At 69.6% G+C, this 16,253-nt stretch carries 17 protein-coding genes; 2 read left to right on the forward strand and 15 right to left on the reverse strand.

What is annotated here, in order from left to right; genetic code table 11:
- The first annotated feature begins 31 nt into the window (after positions 1-31).
- Together pnuC and FD678_RS04825 are read left to right on the forward strand one after the other, a co-directional pair.
- Positions 32-610 (forward strand): nicotinamide riboside transporter PnuC, encoded by a 579-nt coding sequence (pnuC, locus tag FD678_RS04820; RefSeq protein ID WP_140719807.1) that lies wholly within the window; start codon positions 32-34, stop codon positions 608-610.
- On the forward strand, positions 607-1,350 hold the full coding sequence (locus FD678_RS04825; protein WP_140719809.1) for a UTRA domain-containing protein: 744 nt from the start codon (positions 607-609) through the stop codon (positions 1,348-1,350). Before pnuC ends, FD678_RS04825 begins: the two co-directional genes overlap by 4 nt.
- Positions 1,351-1,561: 211 nt before the next feature.
- Here FD678_RS04825 and FD678_RS04830 read toward each other — a convergent pair whose 3' ends face one another.
- From FD678_RS04830 to FD678_RS04900, 15 genes are all read right to left on the reverse strand, one after another.
- Positions 1,562-2,389 (reverse strand): glycosyltransferase family 2 protein, encoded by an 828-nt coding sequence (locus tag FD678_RS04830; RefSeq protein ID WP_140719811.1) that lies wholly within the window; start codon positions 2,387-2,389, stop codon positions 1,562-1,564.
- Positions 2,390-2,441: 52 nt separating this feature from the next.
- The gene (locus FD678_RS04835) at positions 2,442-2,744 is read right to left on the reverse strand and encodes a hypothetical protein (protein ID WP_140719813.1); all 303 of its coding nucleotides are present in this window, start codon (positions 2,742-2,744) and stop codon (positions 2,442-2,444) included.
- Between the two features lie 63 nt (positions 2,745-2,807).
- The gene (gene gspD, locus FD678_RS04840; protein WP_140719815.1) at positions 2,808-5,051 is read right to left on the reverse strand and encodes a type II secretion system secretin GspD; all 2,244 of its coding nucleotides are present in this window, start codon (positions 5,049-5,051) and stop codon (positions 2,808-2,810) included.
- A 15-nt stretch (positions 5,052-5,066) separates the two neighbouring features.
- On the reverse strand, positions 5,067-5,837 hold the full coding sequence (locus FD678_RS04845) for a general secretion pathway protein GspN (protein ID WP_140719817.1): 771 nt from the start codon (positions 5,835-5,837) through the stop codon (positions 5,067-5,069).
- Positions 5,827-6,450, reverse strand: coding sequence for a type II secretion system protein GspM (gspM, locus tag FD678_RS04850; RefSeq protein WP_140719819.1), 624 nt, complete (start codon positions 6,448-6,450; stop codon positions 5,827-5,829). Before gspM ends, FD678_RS04845 begins: the two co-directional genes overlap by 11 nt.
- A complete protein-coding gene (locus tag FD678_RS04855; RefSeq protein ID WP_140719821.1) occupies positions 6,434-7,558 on the reverse strand; it encodes a PilN domain-containing protein in 1,125 nt (374 codons plus the stop codon). The genes gspM and FD678_RS04855 overlap by 17 nt, the downstream gene beginning before the upstream one ends.
- Positions 7,555-8,406 (reverse strand): general secretion pathway protein GspK, encoded by an 852-nt coding sequence (locus FD678_RS04860; protein ID WP_140719823.1) that lies wholly within the window; start codon positions 8,404-8,406, stop codon positions 7,555-7,557. The genes FD678_RS04855 and FD678_RS04860 overlap by 4 nt, the downstream gene beginning before the upstream one ends.
- Positions 8,403-9,059 (reverse strand): type II secretion system protein J, encoded by a 657-nt coding sequence (locus FD678_RS04865; protein WP_140719825.1) that lies wholly within the window; start codon positions 9,057-9,059, stop codon positions 8,403-8,405. The genes FD678_RS04860 and FD678_RS04865 overlap by 4 nt, the downstream gene beginning before the upstream one ends.
- Positions 9,060-9,160: 101 nt before the next feature.
- Positions 9,161-9,562, reverse strand: coding sequence for a type II secretion system protein XpsI (gene xpsI, locus FD678_RS04870; protein ID WP_140719827.1), 402 nt, complete (start codon positions 9,560-9,562; stop codon positions 9,161-9,163).
- Positions 9,559-10,032 (reverse strand): type II secretion system protein XpsH, encoded by a 474-nt coding sequence (xpsH, locus tag FD678_RS04875; protein WP_140719829.1) that lies wholly within the window; start codon positions 10,030-10,032, stop codon positions 9,559-9,561. Before xpsH ends, xpsI begins: the two co-directional genes overlap by 4 nt.
- Positions 10,033-10,051: 19 nt before the next feature.
- Positions 10,052-10,486, reverse strand: a complete 435-nt coding sequence (gene gspG, locus FD678_RS04880; protein ID WP_140719831.1) for a type II secretion system major pseudopilin GspG — start codon at positions 10,484-10,486, stop codon at positions 10,052-10,054.
- 129 nt (positions 10,487-10,615) lie between these two features.
- The gene (xpsF, locus tag FD678_RS04885) at positions 10,616-11,830 is read right to left on the reverse strand and encodes a type II secretion system protein XpsF (RefSeq protein WP_140719833.1); all 1,215 of its coding nucleotides are present in this window, start codon (positions 11,828-11,830) and stop codon (positions 10,616-10,618) included.
- 145 nt (positions 11,831-11,975) lie between these two features.
- Positions 11,976-12,269 (reverse strand): GIY-YIG nuclease family protein, encoded by a 294-nt coding sequence (locus FD678_RS04890; protein ID WP_140719835.1) that lies wholly within the window; start codon positions 12,267-12,269, stop codon positions 11,976-11,978.
- Positions 12,270-12,365: 96 nt separating this feature from the next.
- Entirely contained in the window at positions 12,366-14,069 is a 1,704-nt protein-coding gene (gene gspE, locus FD678_RS04895; protein WP_218569518.1) for a type II secretion system ATPase GspE, read from the reverse strand.
- A gap of 154 nt (positions 14,070-14,223) precedes the next feature.
- Entirely contained in the window at positions 14,224-16,161 is a 1,938-nt protein-coding gene (locus tag FD678_RS04900; RefSeq protein WP_218569495.1) for a S8 family peptidase, read from the reverse strand.
- Between the last annotated feature and the right edge of the window lie 92 nt (positions 16,162-16,253).

Below are 16,253 nucleotides of genomic sequence, written 5' to 3' on the forward strand. Positions count from 1 at the left end.
CCAATCCCAAATCCCCAATCCCGAACCCCCCATGTCCCCCATCGAAATCCTTGCCGTCATCACCAACGTGCTCGGCGTGTGGCTGACCGCGCGCCGGATACACTGGTGCTGGCCGGTCGGGATCGTGGCGGTGCTGCTCTATGCGTGGTTGTTCTTCCAGTGGAAGCTTTACTCGGACATGCTGCTGCAGGGCGTCTACGTGGTCCTGCTCGGCTATGGCTGGTGGCGCTGGCGCCGGGGCCTGTCCGACGACGGCAAGGTCCACGCCAGTGCGCTGCCATGGCGCGAGGGCGCATGGTCGATCCTGGCCGGCGCGGCCGGCGCGCTCGGGCTGGGCTGGCTGATGCACCGCCATACCGATGCCGCGCTGCCGTGGCTGGATGCCGCGCTGACCGCCTTCAGCCTGGTCGCCAGCTTCTGGGCCGCGCGCAAGCGCATCGCCAACTGGGGACTGTGGATCGTGCTCGATTGCCTCTACGTCGGCGTCTTCCTCTACAAGCAGCTCTACCCCACCGCGGCGCTGTACGCCGGCTTCGTGGTGCTGGCCGCGTACGGGCTGCGGCTGTGGCAGGCCGACCTGCGCCGGCAGGCCGCCGGGACCGCGGGATGAGCGAGCGCCAGCAGGCCGACGGCCGCGGCCAGCGCATCGTCGATGCGCTGCTGGCGCGCATCGAGGCCGGCGAATGGGCCGGCGACCAGCGCCTGCCGGTGGAGCGCGAGCTGGCCGAGCTGTTCGGCTGCACCCGCATCACCCTGCGCGAAGCGTTGCAGCAGTTGGAAGCGGAGGGCCGCATCTATCGCGAGAACCGCCGCGGCTGGTTCGTCAGCGCCGCGCGCGTGCACCACGATCCGACCAGCATCGCCGGTTTCATGCAGTTCGTGGCCGAGCAGGGCCGGCAACCGCGCACGGAACTGCTCGGCGCGCGCCGGCAGCCCGCCGGCACGGAATGGGCGCGGCGGCTGGAACTGGACGATCCCGGCCAGGAGGTGTTCGTGCTGCAGCGCCGGCGCTGGATCGACCGCCGCGCCGTGCTGCTGGAAACCAACGTGTTGCGCGCCTCCTGGGTGCCGACCCTGTTCGAGCACGACCTCGCCGGTTCGCTGAGCGCGATCCTGGCGCAACTCGGCCTGCGGCAGGCGCGCAGCCGGCTGACGATGTTCCCGTCCAGCCTGGACGCCGAGCAGGCCGCGCTGCTGCAGTCCACCGCGGGCACCGCGTGCTTCCGCCTGCAGCGGGTCAGCTATGCCGCCGACGGCCAGGCCGTGGAATTCGACATCGAGTCCTGGCGCCACGATGCGCTGGCGGTGACGGTGGATGTACGGGCGCCGGAGGCTCCCCTCGGCCGATAGCGGCCGCTCCCACAAAAGCCACGTCTGCGATGGGCTCTACCGTGGCACTCCCTACAAGCATTCCTGTGGGAGGGACTTCAGTCCCGACGGGCTTCACCGGGAAAGCTTGTCGGGACTGAAGTCCCTCCCACAAAGACTCTCTCTTCCTTATCCATCGTGGGGAAAGCCCCATCGCGGCTAAAGTTGCTCCCACAACAGCCGCGCCGCTCGTTCAACCGAACAACGGCCGCTGCGGGTCGCCCGGCGGCTGTTCGTCGTACAGGGCTTGCAAGCGTTCGCGCGCGCCATGCAGCGGATCGCCCATCAGGAATTCCGCCAGGCGCGCGTGCCAGGCCGGCCAGCGCGTGGCCAGCGCATCCATGTCGCCGTCGAACGGCATGCCTTCGCGCGGACGCGCGACGAAGGCGGTCTCGCACAGCACGTTGCGCCAGCCCAGGCCCGCCATGCGCAGGCTCAGGTCGATCAATGCCGCGTACCAGGAGCCGTAGCTGCTCGCATCCAGGCCGCCGGCCTTGCGCCGTGCGTGGCCGCGCAAGGCGACCGCGTGGCAGCCCGCCGAGGGCAGCTCCGGATGCAGCGGCGGCATCCGCGCGCACGCGCGCGCCAGCCGGCCCGGTTCGTCGGGCAGCGCGTTGATCTCGCCGAGGCGCGGCCAGGCGACCGCCTCGCCGGCGTTGCACCAGGGCACGGCGCTGGCGATCGACGCATCGCGCGCCAGGCACTGCGCCAACTGCTCCAGCCAGCCCGGCAACGGCCGCGCGTCGGCCGCGAGCACGACCACGTCGGCGTCGCCACAGGCGCGCAGCATCTCGTCCAGGTGCGCCACCTCGCCGATCATGCGCGGGCGGCGCGTGTAGTCGGCCTGCAGGCGGGTACGCGCCAGCCAGCTCTCCACCACCGCCTGCCCGCGCGGGCCGGCCTGCGCATCGTCGGCCAGCCAGACCCGCGTGCCGGCGGCCGTGGCCTGCTCCAGGGCGCCGAGGCACGCGTCCAGCGCGGCGTCATCAACAGCGACCGGTATCAGCACAATGGGCAACATTATATTCACAATTATAGAATCCCCCGGCAAAAGCCGGGGGATTCTCAAAATATCAACCCAATCTTTGTTTAGTACAAGTATAAGCAGCTGTCACCTCGTACAAATTTGGATTATAAAAATCCGGCCGATACCATTGATAACCAACAAATGTGCAGGTTCTATAGCCTTCTAAATAAGCACGCTGATAGGCATGATCCTTTGCCTTAGCAAGCGCATTTTCAAGACCAATCCATCTAGCAGTTCCATAGAAATCTGCCGTCACTGTAACCCATCCTGCAAATACGTTACCGGAAAAAAATAATCCAAATAACAACAGTAAAAATCCCTTAGGCCGAGTCAATTTGAAACTATGCATAAAACCTCCTCATTGTTACCCCCCTGCTCCTAGCCGAACCACATAGTCTAAATTGCAAATAAATTAATCCCTGTTTATTGGCCTCACCGCTCTAAATTTCTCGATATACTCATCAGTTAGTTTTCGTGCTTCTTGTGGGTTTTGCACGATTGTTGGCGTCAATAATACGATAACCTCGTTGCGTCGTTTAGCCTGAGTCTTTTTGCCAAATAGAGCACCGATTACAGGCAAACGACTTAGCCCTGGAATTCCTGATGAGCCATTTGTTGTATTGTCGTCGATTAAACCAGCCAACATTACTGTCTCTCCGGAACGTACAGCAGCCTGCGTTTGCATACGCCGGGTGTTAACTCGCACATTACCATTCTGATCCCGATCTCCTTCAGGCGAACTGATTTCTTGTACGATGTCCATAAATACCATGCCATCCTTAGTCACACGCGGACGAACCTTCAGGATTGTACCAGTCTCCAAATACTGCACTGTCGAATATTGATTATCGGCAAAACTTGAAATCGACACAGAGTAGATCGGAATACGGCTGCCAACATTGAGTGTAGCAACAGCATTATTGCGCACAAAAATCGACGGTGTCTGTAACAAATGAACATTCGAGACAGTATCAAGAACGGAAATGATTGCTGCCGCATTTTTTCCTAGGAAAGTCCAAGTCCCGCCATTCCCAGTAACTTTACCGGCAATGTCCCCCCATATTCCTCGACCCGCTGCACTAGGTAGACCTGCACCCGTCATGCCAATACCAGTGTCAACGCCCTCGGCCACAGTTGATGGAGCATTGACCGCCTTCTCAAAGAACCAGTTGACACCATATTCCAAGTTTCCGGTCAGGGCCACCTCTGCTACCTGTGCCTCAATGTGCACCTGCATCGGCATCACGTCGAGCTTTTCGATCACTTCGCGGATCGATTTCCATGCCTGCGGGGTGGAGCGCACCAGCAATGCGTTGGTCTCCTCCACCGCGGCCACGCCAACGGTATCGCCCTTGATCTGCAAGGTCACCGCGCCATTGCCCTGGCTACGCGTGGGCAGTTGTAGCGAGCCGCTACCAAGTCCGCCAACACTGCCGCTAGATGATGAGAAAGACAAGCCTTCATTGGCATTACTATCCAGGCTGTCACTGCTTAAGCCGCCTGACGTATTGCCCTCGCGGCTGCTGCCTCCGCTAAAGAGCATGCCAGCGCTCGCGCCCGGCATCAGCGAGGCTGGGCTGTCGCCGCGCCCGCCGCCCGAGCCGAACACCTCGGCCAGGCGGTCGGCCAGTTCCTTGGCCTTGATGTACTTCAGTTCGTAGGAGAACAGCCGCTCGCCGCCGCCCGCGCTGTCGATCCGGTCCAGCCAGTCGCGGATCTGGTCGAGGTAGCGGGCCTGCGGGGTGATCACCAGCACCGCGTTGGCGTTCTCCAGCGGCATGAAGCGGAACATGCCGGCGCTGGGCGTCTTGCTGCTCTCGCCGAACACCTTCTCCAGGTCGGCGGCGACCTGCTCGGCCTTGCCGGACTCGAGCGGGAACACGCCCACCGACATGCCCGACAGCCAGTCCACGTCGAAGATCTCGACGGTGCGCAGGTAGTTCTCCAGCTCGGCGCGGGTGCCGCCGAGGGTGATCACGTTGCGGGCGCTGTCGACGCCGACGATGGCATTCGGGCGCGCGTACGGCTCGAGCACCTTCTTCATCTCGCTGGCGGAGATGTACTTCAGCGGCACCACCCGCACCTCGAACCCGCGCGCCGCGCTGGCCGGCGCCGTGCTCGGCGCGACCGTGCCCGCCAGCGCCTGGTCGGCCGGCACGATGTTGTAGCGGCCGCCGCTGTAGACCATGCGCGCGTTGTTCCAGCCCAGCACCATCTCCAGCAGGTTCAGCGCCTGCGCCGGCGAGACCGGCTTGGGCGTGGCCAGGGTCACCGTGCCCTGCACGCCCGGCGCGATCACGTAGTTCTGCCCGAGCATGTCGCCCAGGATCGCCTTGACCACCGCCTGCAGCGATTCGCCCTCGAAGTTGAAGGTGGCGCTGCCGCTGCCGGCGCTGCCGAGCGAAGGCGCCCGGGCATTGGCGGCGCTGCGGTTGATGACTTCGCCGCTGCCGCGCCGGATCACCGGCTGCGGGCCGCCCTCCGGCACGTCGGGCGTCTCCAGGGGCGTGGTCTGGGCCCCCGCCACGCCTGCCGTGCCGTCGGCGCGCGCCGGCGGGCGGCGCACGTCGGGCGCGGGGGTGCTGGCGCATCCGGCCAGCGCGCCGACCAGCAGGGCGACGATCGGCAGGGGAGACGGGACAAGGCGTGGCGTCATGCGTTCTCTCTACGGTTACTGGCCGGTCTGCTGGCGTTCGCGCAACTGACGGCGACGGGCTTCGATGCGTTCGCGGATGGCCTGCAGCTGCGCGTCGGAAGGCGCCGGCGGCGCTGCGGTGCCAGGATCGGGGGTGGATGCGGCGGCCGGCGGCGGCGCCACGGGCGGTTGCGCGGGCGCCATGGCCGCGGCCGGTGCAGGCGCGGGCGCGACGGCGGGCAGGACCGGCGCCGGCGGGGCGTTGCCGTTCGCGACCACCGGGCCGTGTCCCGGCGTGGCGCTGACCGGTTGCCCGCCCTGGCCGTTGAACACCTGCAGTTCCAGCGTGCGGGGGCCGCCGGGGCCTTCGACGGTGGCCTTGCGCGGTTCCAGTTCGAGCAGGCGCCAGCCGTTCACCGCCTCGCCCTGCAGGCGCAGGCGCAGCGACTGGCCTTGTTCGGTGTTCAACGTCGCCATCCGCAGCTGCGGCGTGATCAGCACGCCGGTCAGGCGCAGGCCGGTGTTGGCGGCGCCTTCGCCGTTGCCGCCGCTCAGGTAGAACGGATGCGGCAGGCGGTCCTGCGCGAACACGGGCCGCGCGGCGATATCCGCATAGCGATCGGCCGGCCCCAGTCGTTCGCCGCCGGTCGCGGGCAGCGCCGGCAAGGGCGGCGACGCCAGCGCGGCATCCGGCTGCAGCGCCAGGCGCCCGCCCAGGCCGGCGAAGGCCAGCACGCACACCAGCGCCGCCCAGCCGGCGAACGCGGCCAGCAGCCAGGTGCGCAGGCCCATCGTCTCAACGCGCATCGGCGGCCTCCGCGGGCGGCGGCGCGACGGCCAGGGACGGGCGCAGGTAGCCGGCCAGCTCGAACGCCACGTCCAGGCCGTTGCCGCTTTCGTTGGGCGAGAGCTGGTAGCGCTGCGCCATCACGTTGAGGTTGTCGACGAACAGCCGCGGGGTGCCGCTTTCCAGCGCGTACAGCACCGCCGCCAGCTCCGGCGTGCCGCAGCGCAGCCGCACCTGCACCGCGACCCGGGTGAAGCGGCCCTTGCCGTCGGCCGGCAGTGGCGAGCGGTTGCTGATCGCGCAGCTGCGGTTGCCCGGGCTGGCCTCGGCGACCGCGCGCTCCAGACGCTGCACCAGGCCCGCCGAGGCGAGTTCGGCCGAGGCCTCGGTCAGGAAGCTGGGCTTGGCCTCCAGCAGCGCCCGCGCCTGGCGCAGGCGCTCGCTCACCTGCGGCGCCTGCGCGATCTGCGCGCGCACGCGCTGGTCGCGCTCGCTCAGGCCTTGCAGTTCCTCCTGCATCGCCAGCAACGGCCGGGTGAACCACGGGTGGACCAGCAGCAGGTAGGCCAGCGCCAGCACCGCCAGCAGCAGCCCCAGCGCCAGCCAGCGGTCGCGATCAACGCGCGGCGCCATCGGCCCCCTCCTTCTCCTTCGCTTCGCCGCCGGCCAGTTCGGCGGTGATGGTGAAGCGGTCCACGCCGCCGGTATCGCTCTGCAGCACGCCGGTCAGCGACGGCGTGTGCCACAGCGGCGAGCCTTCCAGGCGGCGCACCAGCGAGGAGGCCTCGTTGCTCAGCCCGATCAGCTGCAGCTGCGAGCCTTCCATCGAGAATTTTTCCAGGTAGGTGCCCTCGGGCAGGCGGCGGGTGAGTTCGTTCCAGACTTCGATCGCGGCCGGGCGGCGGGTGCGTTCGCGCTCGAAGAACGCCGCGCCGTCGACCAGGTCGGCCAATTGCTGGCGTTCGCCGGCCACCACGCGCGCGCGCTCGGCGCGCGCCTGCACGTCGGCCTGCAGCGCATCGATCGCGGCCCGCCGGTTGTCCAGCAGCAGCCAGCCGGCGGTCGCGACCAGCACCACGCCGGCCAACGCCAGCAGGCGGTTCCAGCGCCGCATCGGATCGTGGCGCACGCGCCGCTGCGCGGCCGGCAACAGGTTGGCGTGCAGCGGCTGCCCCGCCGCACCGGCGACGTCGATCCCGGCCAGCGCGGCGCGCCAGGCCTCGGGGACGCCGTGTTCGCCGTCGAGCGCGCGGCGCGGCACCACCAGCAGCTCGGCATCGACGAACGACTGCTCGACGGGCCCGGACGCGCGCACGTCGAAGTACACCTGCTCGGCCGAGAACGGCGTCTGCCGGTCGATCTCGAAGCGCGCCACGTCGTGCAGGCGCGCAGCTGCCGCGGCCGGCAGCCGCAGCCGGCGGCGCAGGACCTGTTCCGGCGCCAGCAGCCAGCAGCGCGGCAAGGTGTCCAGCGGCGCCTTGAGCACCGCATCCAGGTCCGGCGGCGCCACCGGCCACGGCAGCGCGGCGACCGGTTCGATCGTCCCGCCGCGCTCGCGCGACACCTGCAGCGTGTCGCCGTGGACCGCGAGCAGCAGGCGCGCCTGCTCCAGCCCCAGCGGCTGCCGCCAGCGCGCCGGCACCCAGGCCAGCAGGGAACGCGTCCACCACCGCCAGAAACCGGCGGCGCCGGGCATGGCTTGCACGCCGATGCGTTCCAGACTGTCCCGCCACGCGCTCATTGCACCGCCGCTCCTTCTTCCCATCGCAACACGGTATAGGCCGCACCGGGCAGCGGCGAGGCGCCGGTACGCACCACCGCATGCAGGACCGCCTCGCGGCCCTCCCCCCAGCGTGCCCGGCTCTCAATACTATAGGTACCGCTCCCGCCTGCGGTCGCCTCGACCGGCGCGGTGCCGGCGGGTGCGTCGCGCCGCGCCAGGATCGCGGCCGCATCCAGGCCCATCGCGGTCAGCACCGGTGCCGGCGCGAAGCGCGGATCCGGCTGCGAGCGCGCGCTGAACAGGGTGACGTTCGGCAACAGCCGGCGATACAGCTCCGGGGTCATCCCGAGGATCAGCCGCAGCTCGCCCAGGCTCTCGAACGGCGCGTCCTTGGCGCCGTAGGGCAGCCCCGCCGCGGCATAGTCGCCGTCCTCGGCGCCGCCGCCCGGCTGGCTCAGGTCGTCGACGTCGCGCCAGTCGGCGATCGCGCCGGCCAAGCGCTGGTCCTGGCCGGGTTCGGCCCCGAGCGCGCGCAGCAGGCCGGCCAGCAGCGCCGGATCGGCCACGTTGAGATCGACCTTGCCGGCCTCGTCGACGATGCGGATGTCCACCTGCGCGCCGTCCCACGACCAGCGATAGCGGCGGCCATCGGCCTGCCAGCGCGTGGCCGGGTCGCCGGACTGCACCCGCGACAAGCCGTACTCGAGGCCCGCGCGCGCGATCTCCCGCGCCTGCCCGGAACCGCGCAGCACGCCGGCCTGCATCGCCTCCACGCGCGCGGTCAGCGCGAACGCGCCGACCATCGCCGACAGCAGCACGATCAACCACAGCACCAGCACCAGCGCCGCGCCGCGCACGGACCTCACGGCCGCGCCCCCGCATTGCCCGCCTGCGGCAAGGCGACCAGCAGCGTCGGCCACCTGCCCTGCGCGGAGCGGACGTCGATGCGTACCAGCACCGGCAAGCGGTCGTGCCATTGCCAGCGATCCTGCCAGTCCCCGAGTTTGCCGTTCTCCGGGTCGATGCCGCGGTAACCGAAGCGCACCTCCTCCAGCGCATCGGCGAGTTGCTCCGGCGACACCGGTGCCTCCTCGACCACCTTGCCGGCCTGCACCATGGCCAGTTCCAGCTGCAGCCGCTGCGCCGGCGCCTGTCCCTCCACCTTCAGCGCGTGCCGATAAGGACCGCCGCGGCCGAGGTAGTCGGGCACGTCGGCCACGAAGCGCATGCTCTGCGGCTCGCCGACGAACAGCACCGCCTGCCCGGTTTCGCGCTCGCGCTCCATCATCACCGGCAACGCACTGGCCAGGCGCTGGCGCAGGAAGCCTTCCACCGCGCGGATCCGCTCGCTTTGCCTGGCGATCGCCTCGCCCCGCTGGCCCACGGCGCCGGCCGAGCGCAGCGTCGCGAACGCCAGCGCCAGTCCGCCGGCCAGCAGCGCGGTGGCGAGCAGCACTTCGAGCAGGGTGAAGCCGGCGGCACGGGCGCCGCCGTTGCGGCGAAGGGTTCGCCGTTCCATGGATACGCCGCTCCCGCGGGAGCGGAGGGCGCTCTTCGACGCCCCGCCGCCACGACCCCGCTCGCGGGCAAAAAGCGAAGCGGAACGGCATGCCCCGCGCGTCACGGCGACACCGGCGAGGCCAGGCGCAGCGTGCGCCAATGCAGTTGTTGCGAGGGCGCGTCGCCCCAGCGGAGCTGCAGGTCCAGCTGCAACAGCGACGGACCGGAAGGCTGCAACACCCCCCCGCGCGCGCGCGGATCGACGAACGGCTGCACGTCCAGCGTCCAGTGGAACCTGCCGCCCTCCAGGTCGCCCGCCAACCGGCCCGGCTGCAGCGGCGCCTCCACGCCCTGCGCGGCCAGCAGCGATTGCGCGTACAGCGCGGCGCGGCTGTGCACCTCGCCGTCGCGCACTTGCCGCGCCGCACCGGACAGCGTGCCCAGCAGCAACGTCAGCGCACCCGCCAGCAGCGCGAACGCGACGATCACCTCGATCAGCGAGTAGCCGCGCTGGCGCTTCATTCGTCCGTTCCCCGCAGCGGCCCCGCGACGACCTCGCCGGTCACCCACGACACGTCGATGCGCCAGGTCGCCTTGCGTGCCTGCAGCTCGATGCGCCCGCCGGTGGCGCCGCCTTCGGGGAAGAACACGATGGCGCCTTCCCGCGCGTGCCGCTGGACCTGGCGTGCGCCGGTGAAGCGGATCTCCAGCCCCGGCGGGATCTCGCCCTCGTGGCCGGAAGGCGCCTGCCAGCGCCGCGCCACCGGATCGAGGCTGAAGCGCTGCGGCTGTCCGCTCGCCAGGGCCTGCGTGCGCGTGAAGCGCAACTGCGCGGCGATCTGCTTGCCGGCCGAGCGCAGGCGCATGCCGTCCAGGCCGCCGGTCATCGCGCCTGCGGCCAGCAGCCCGGCCACCGCGATCAGCGCGATGACCAGCAGCATTTCCAGCAAGGTCACGCCGCGGGCGGCACGCGGCGGGGCGGGCAGGCGCATGGCAGGCGGGATCGCGGCGTTATTCGTTCCTGATGTCCGCGTCGTAGCTGCTGCCGCCCGGGCGGCCGTCCTTGCCCAGGCTGATCAGGTCGAAGGCCTGGCCCTCGCCCGGCACCCGGTACTCGATCGCATGGCCCCACGGGTCGTTGAGCTCGGCAGGCTTGGCGTACGGGCCGAGCCAACCGCTGGAGCCCGCCGGCTGGGTGACCAGGTCTTCCAGCTTGCTCGGCAGCTTGCCGGTATCGAGCTGGTAGTTCTCGACCTTGCCTGCGAGCGTCTGGATCTGCGACTTGGCCAGGTTGGCCTTGCCGCGGTCGGCACCGCCGAGCACGCGGCTGCCGACCAGCGTGAGCACCGCGCCGATCAGCACGATCACGATGATGATCTCGAGCAGGCTCATGCCGGCCTGGCGCGCGGCGGAGGGCGAGGAAGTCAGGGAACGTCGGTTTGCCATTGCGGATTCCTGTTTTCTGTTGCGGGCTTGCGGGACGATCGTGCGGGCTCGGCCGCGAGGGGGATTTTCATGCCGGGCCCTGCGGCAGGCGGGGCTCCACGATGGGATGGGGCGAGGCGGCATGCGTGCTCACCCGATGGCGTTGGTCAGGTCGTACAGCGGCACCAGCACCGACACGATCACCACGCCGACGACCGAGGCCAGCACCAGCGTCAGCGCCGGCACCAGGGCCGACAGCAGCCGGTCGATCGCCTGCGCGGTTTCCTGCTCGAAGGTATCGGCGGTCTTGAGCAGCATGCTGTCGAGCGCGCCGGACTCCTCGCCGACCTGGATCATCTGCAGGGCCAGCCGCGGGAAGCGCCCGCCGCGCGCCAGCGCGCCCGACAGGCCACGGCCGTTCTTGACCTCCTCGGCCGCCGCGCCGACGTCCTCGACCAGCGCCATGTTGGACAGCACGTTGCGGGCGATGCCCAGCCCGGCCAGCAACGGCACGCCGTTGCGCAACAGCGTGCCGAGCGTGCGCGCCAGGCGTGCGGTCTCCAGCTTCGACACCAGGGTCCCGACCAGCTTGCGCTGCAGCAGCCAGCCATCGAGCGCCAGCCTGAACTGCGGGTCGCGGCGGCGCCGTTCCAGCCAGACCAGGGCCAGCGCCGGCACCGCGACCAGCACGAACCACCAGTCGCGGACGAACAGGCCGACCGACAGCACCGCCTGGGTGAACCACGGCAGCGCCACGTCCAGGCTCTCGTACATCTGCGCGAACTGCGGCACCACGTAGCCGAGCAGGAACAGCAGCGCGCAGCCGACCACGGCCAGCAGGATCGCCGGATAGATCAGCGCATTGATCACCCGTCCCTTCAGCTCGCGGCTGCGCTCCATGTAGTCGGCCAGCCGCTGCAGCGTTTCCTGCAGGCTGCCGCCGGCCTCGCCGGCGCGGACCATGTTCACGTACAGGCGCGAGAACACGCCGTGCTGCCGCTCCAGCGCCGACGACAGCGGCGCGCCGCCGCGCACGGTGTCGCGGATCGCGGCGATGACGCGCTTGCTGCGCTCGTCCTCCGGCAAGTCCATCAGGATCGACAGGGCGCGGTCGAGCGGCTGCCCGGCCCCGAGCAAGGTCGCCAGCTGCTGGGTGAACTGCACCAGCGCCGGCCCGTCGAAGCCCTTGCGCCGGAACAGCGACGACCAGGCCGTACCCGGGGCCCCTTCGGCCAGGCGCGCCTCCACCGGCAGGTGTCCCTGCTCCTGCAGCCGCGCGGCGACCTCGGCATCGCTGGCCGCTTCCATCTGGCCTTCGAGCATTTCGCCCTGGGTGTCGAGGGCTTTGTAGCGATAGAGGGGCATGGGTCGTGATGAAAGGATGTTTATCGACCGTCGTCCCCGCGCAGGCGGGGACCCAGTGACTTCGGGCTTTTGCCTTTTCGGTCCGGCGAAAGACGCTGGGTCCCCGCCTGCGCGGGGACGACGACAGAAGTATCGCGTCGACCTGTCAGCCCGCGATCTCCGGCCACAGGTCGCGCCAGTAGGGATTGCGCTCTTCGATCAACCGGACTTTCCATGCGCGGTTCCACCGCTTGAGTCGTTTCTCCTGCACGATGGCGGCTTCCATCGTCGGTTGAAGCTCGTACCAGACGAGAATGTCCACGCTGTGGTGCCGCGTGAATCCCTCCACCGAATGCTGCTTGTGTTGCCAGATCCTGGCAACCAGATTCGACGTGACGCCCACATACAGGGTGCCGTTGCGTCCACTGGCGAGGATGTAGGTCGCCGGTTGTTTCTCCATGGATCGCACTCCCTTGCGAAATTCCGGGTCGCAGGGTACCCGCCTGCGCAGGGCTCCAGCGACTTCCACAGCGGACATCGGGAAGCAACCGCATCCTCACCCCTCCTCCGTCACCCGCAGCACTTCCTCGATCGTGGTCTCCCCGCGCAACGCCTTGGCCAGGCCGTCCTCGAACATCGTGCGCATGCCGGCGGCGCGCGCGAGCTGCTCGATCTCGCCCATGCCGGCGCGGCGCATCACCGCGCGGCGCAGCTCGTCGTTCATCACCAGGAACTCGACGATGGTGGTGCGGCCCAGGTAGCCGGTCGGCGCCGCGGCCGACGGCCGCGGGCGGTACAGGAAGATCTCGCCCTGCGGCTGCAGCCGGCGCAGGCCGAACTTCTCGATCTCCTCCGGCGAGGCCGGGTACCTCTCCGCGTGCGACGGCTCCAGCCGGCGCACCAGGCGCTGGGCGAGGATGCCGTTGACGGTGGAAGTCAGCAGGTAGTCCTCAACGCCCATGTCCAGCAGGCGGGTGATGCCGCCGGCGGCGTTGTTGGTGTGCAGCGTGGACAGCACCAGGTGGCCGGTCAGTGCCGATTGGATCGCGATGCGCGCGGTCTCCAGGTCGCGCATCTCGCCGATCATGATGATGTCCGGGTCCTGGCGCACGATCGAGCGCAGCGCGTTGGCGAAGTCCAGGCCGATCTGCGGCTTGGCCTGGATCTGGTTGATGCCCTCGATCTGGTACTCGACCGGGTCCTCCACGGTGATGATCTTCACGTCGGAGGTGTTGAGCTGGCTCAGCGCGGTGTACAGCGTGGTGGTCTTGCCCGAGCCGGTCGGGCCGGTCACCAGCAGGATGCCGTGCGGCAGCTCCAGCACCTTGCGGAACTGCGGCAGGAACTCGTCGGTGAAGCCGAGCCGGTGGAAGTCGAACACCACCGTCTCGCGGTCGAGCAGGCGCATCACCACGCTCTCGCCGTGCGCGGTCGGCACCGTGCTCACGCGCAGGTCCAGCTCCTTGCCCTGCACGCGCAGCTGGATGCGCCCGTCCTGCGGCAGGCGCCGCTCGGCGATGTTGAGCCGGGCCATGATCTTGATGCGGCTGATCACCGCCGCGGTCAGCTTGGCCGGCGGGCTCTCGCCCTCGACCAGCACGCCGTCGACGCGGTAGCGCACCTTCAGCCGGTTCTCGAACGGCTCGACGTGGATGTCCGAGGCGCGCAGCTCGACCGCGCGCTGGATCACCAGGTTCACCAGGCGGATCACCGGCGCTTCCGAGGCGAGGTCGCGCAGCGTCTCGATGTCGTCGGTGTTGCCGGCATCGCCGTCGGCGGTCTCGACGATCGCGCCCATCGCGCTGCGGCCCTGGCCGAACCAGCGCTCGATCGCGTCGTCGATCTCCGAGCGCAGGCCCACGCGCAGGCGCACCTGGCATCCGGTCGCCAGCCGCACCGCCTCGGTCGCGTAGCCGTCGTAGGGATCGGCGCTCCACAGCTCGATGCTGCCGCCCTGCTCGCCGAGCGGGCAGACGTGGAACTGCTTCAGGAAGCGCGGCGACAGCGCCTGGATCTCGGGCAGCGACTCCGGCGGGGTGTCGGGCAGCTGCCGTGCGTCCAACAGGGGCAGGTCCAGCACCTCGGCGCAGGCTTCGGCATGGTCGCGTTCGGACACCAGGCCCAACCGGCCCAGCAGCGCGAGCAGGCCCAGGTCCGACTCGGCCTGCAGCTGGCGCGCGCGCGCCAGGTCGCCCTCCTTGAGCTTGCGCCGTTCCAACAGCCGCTCGATCACGCGCGACTCGGCGCCACCTTCTTCGATCCGTCCCGCCGCAAGCGCGTTCACACATCTCTCCCACGGTGAAGCGCGGACTTTAGCAGTTCGGCGCGGCGGCCCGCGCGCCCGGCGCGGTGAGCACCGTCAAGAAACGGAAAACCCCGGCACGGGCCGGGGTTTTCCGCGGACGATGAATGCGTCACTGGCGCGCGACGATGCTCACCCCCGAATAGGCCGCCTCGCCCACCACCTTGATGTAGTAGGTGCCGGCCTGCGGCTTGTTGACGCGCACGGTCTCGCTGTTGCCGCCGCGCGCGGACTTGGCGTCATAGCTGCTGGCGCTGGGCTCGGCCTCGAACTTGACGTACAGCGAGACGTTGCCGGTGCCGCCGTAGGTCTGGATGCTCAGCACCTTGCCGGCGTCGGCCTTGAAGCTGTACAGCGCCTCGCTGCCGGCCGCGCCGGCCAGCCCGCCGATCGCGACCTTGTTGGTCAGCGGCGTGGCCGAGGGGCCGCAGTTCTCCGTGCCGGGATCGCACGGCGCTTCCAGGGCCTTGTCCAGGGCGGCCTTGGCATCGACGATGCCGGTGCCGATCGGCGTGCTGCTGGGGATCGCCACCGGGAACGGCCGCGCCGTCTGCTTCAGCAGCGTCTCCATCGCGGCCGGCGTGAGCGGCGCGCCGCCGGCGGCGACCACCGCGCTCTGCACCAGCGCCACCGTCGCGGCCACGTGCGGCGAGGCCATCGAGGTGCCGCCCATGCCCATGTAGGTGTAGCTGCCGGAAGTCGGCGTGGTCGCGCCACTGTAGCCCGCCTGCCAGACGTAGCCGCCCGGATTGCCGTCCACGCTGCCGCCGCCGCCCGGCGCGGCCAGGTCCACCTTGGCGCCGTAGTTGGAGTAGTAGGCGATGCCGCCGGTGATGCGAGTGGCGCCGACCGCGATCACGTTGTCGCAGCTGGCCGGGCGGAAGTTGGAGGCGTTGCTGGCGTCGTTGCCGGCCGCGACCACCACGGTGGTGCCGCGCGAGACCGCGCCGTTGATCGCGGTCTGGTACAGCGTGTCGCACGGGCTGCCGCCGCCGAGGCTCATGTTGATCACCTCGGCCGGGGTCGGGTTGTCCGGCACGCCGTCGACGTGGCCGCCCGAGGCCCAGGTGATCGCGTCGGTGATGTCGGACAGGTAGCCGCCGCACTTGCCGAGCACGCGTACCGGCAGCACCGTGGCCTTGTGCGCCACGCCGGCCATGCCGACGCCGTTGTTGGTGGTCTCGGCGACGGTGCCGGCCACGTGCGTGCCGTGCCAGGAACTGTCCTCGGCCACCGAGCCGTCGTAGCACTCGTTGTCGTTCTCGACCCAGTCGCCGTAGTCGAGCGCGCCGGGCACGCGCGCGTCGGTCGGGCGGCGCGAGGTCGCCGCGTCGGAGATGAAGTCGTAGCCTTCCAGGATGGTGGTGCCGGCGAAATCCGGATGGTCGTAGAGGATGCCGGTGTCGAGCACCGCCACCACCACGCCCTCGCCCTGCGAGACGTCCCAGGCCGCGGGCGCGTTGATGCCGCCGGTCGGGCTGCTGTAGTGCCACTGGTAGTTGGCGTAGTACGGGTCGTTCGGCACCAGCTGCGCCGTCGCGTCGGTGGCCGGGCGGATGTCCGCGCGCTGCAGCTTGGCGTCGACCACCGCGTATTCGACCGCCGGATCGGCGGCCAGCTCGGCCACCAGCTTGTCCAGTTGCGCGCGATCGAGCTTGCCCGACAGCTTGAGCAGGTCGGCGCCGACGCCGAGCCGGCGCACGTAGCTGGCCTTCGGCGCCACCGCGGCCGCGCGGCCGGCCGCGGTGGCCTTGACGCCGGCGCGGGTCACCGCCGATTGCACCACCGAAAGCTTGTTCGCCGCGCTGGCGGCGGCGGAACTGCCATCGCGGTAGCGGACCACGATGCGGCTGGCGGCCTCGGCGCCGGCGGGCGCCGCCTTGGCGGGTTCCTTGACCAGCAGCTTCGGTTCGGCGGCGTGCGCGCCGGAGGCGCCCAGCGCCGCGGCCAGCAGCGCGCAGGCAAGAGCGTTGGGACGGGGCTTGTGCTTGTCGATCACGTTGAAGTCCTCTCGTGTTTTTCGTGGATCCGTCGTCGTTTTCCAGGCCATTCACTTCCATGCGCCTCCCGGCCGGCCCCGCCGGGATTGCCGCCTGTCCTCACAGGCCACTACGAGGCGGGCGGCCACAGCGTGGCCGCCCG

Origin of the sequence: Pseudomonas sp. Hp2, assembly GCF_006386585.1 — a bacterium.
In the GTDB taxonomy this organism is placed as follows: domain Bacteria; phylum Pseudomonadota; class Gammaproteobacteria; order Xanthomonadales; family Xanthomonadaceae; genus Pseudomonas_S; species Pseudomonas_S boreopolis.

Bases quoted from the DNA above. Each gene is read 5' to 3' on its own strand.
- xpsF (WP_140719833.1), bottom strand. From the start codon at position 11,830: ATGCCCCTCTATCGCTACAAAGCCCTCGACACCCAGGGCGAAATGCTC.
- FD678_RS04845 (WP_140719817.1), bottom strand. From the start codon at position 5,837: ATGCGCGTTGAGACGATGGGCCTGCGCACCTGGCTGCTGGCCGCGTTC.
- FD678_RS04835 (WP_140719813.1), bottom strand. From the start codon at position 2,744: ATGCATAGTTTCAAATTGACTCGGCCTAAGGGATTTTTACTGTTGTTA.
- xpsH (WP_140719829.1), bottom strand. From the start codon at position 10,032: ATGCGCCTGCCCGCCCCGCCGCGTGCCGCCCGCGGCGTGACCTTGCTG.
- FD678_RS04825 (WP_140719809.1), top strand. From the start codon at position 607: ATGAGCGAGCGCCAGCAGGCCGACGGCCGCGGCCAGCGCATCGTCGAT.
- gspD (WP_140719815.1), bottom strand. From the start codon at position 5,051: ATGACGCCACGCCTTGTCCCGTCTCCCCTGCCGATCGTCGCCCTGCTG.
- gspM (WP_140719819.1), bottom strand. From the start codon at position 6,450: ATGGCGCCGCGCGTTGATCGCGACCGCTGGCTGGCGCTGGGGCTGCTG.
- xpsI (WP_140719827.1), bottom strand. From the start codon at position 9,562: ATGAAGCGCCAGCGCGGCTACTCGCTGATCGAGGTGATCGTCGCGTTC.
- gspG (WP_140719831.1), bottom strand. From the start codon at position 10,486: ATGGCAAACCGACGTTCCCTGACTTCCTCGCCCTCCGCCGCGCGCCAG.
- pnuC (WP_140719807.1), top strand. From the start codon at position 32: ATGTCCCCCATCGAAATCCTTGCCGTCATCACCAACGTGCTCGGCGTG.
- FD678_RS04890 (WP_140719835.1), bottom strand. From the start codon at position 12,269: ATGGAGAAACAACCGGCGACCTACATCCTCGCCAGTGGACGCAACGGC.
- FD678_RS04900 (WP_218569495.1), bottom strand. From the start codon at position 16,161: ATGGCCTGGAAAACGACGACGGATCCACGAAAAACACGAGAGGACTTC.
- FD678_RS04830 (WP_140719811.1), bottom strand. From the start codon at position 2,389: ATGTTGCCCATTGTGCTGATACCGGTCGCTGTTGATGACGCCGCGCTG.
- FD678_RS04865 (WP_140719825.1), bottom strand. From the start codon at position 9,059: ATGGAACGGCGAACCCTTCGCCGCAACGGCGGCGCCCGTGCCGCCGGC.
- FD678_RS04855 (WP_140719821.1), bottom strand. From the start codon at position 7,558: ATGAGCGCGTGGCGGGACAGTCTGGAACGCATCGGCGTGCAAGCCATG.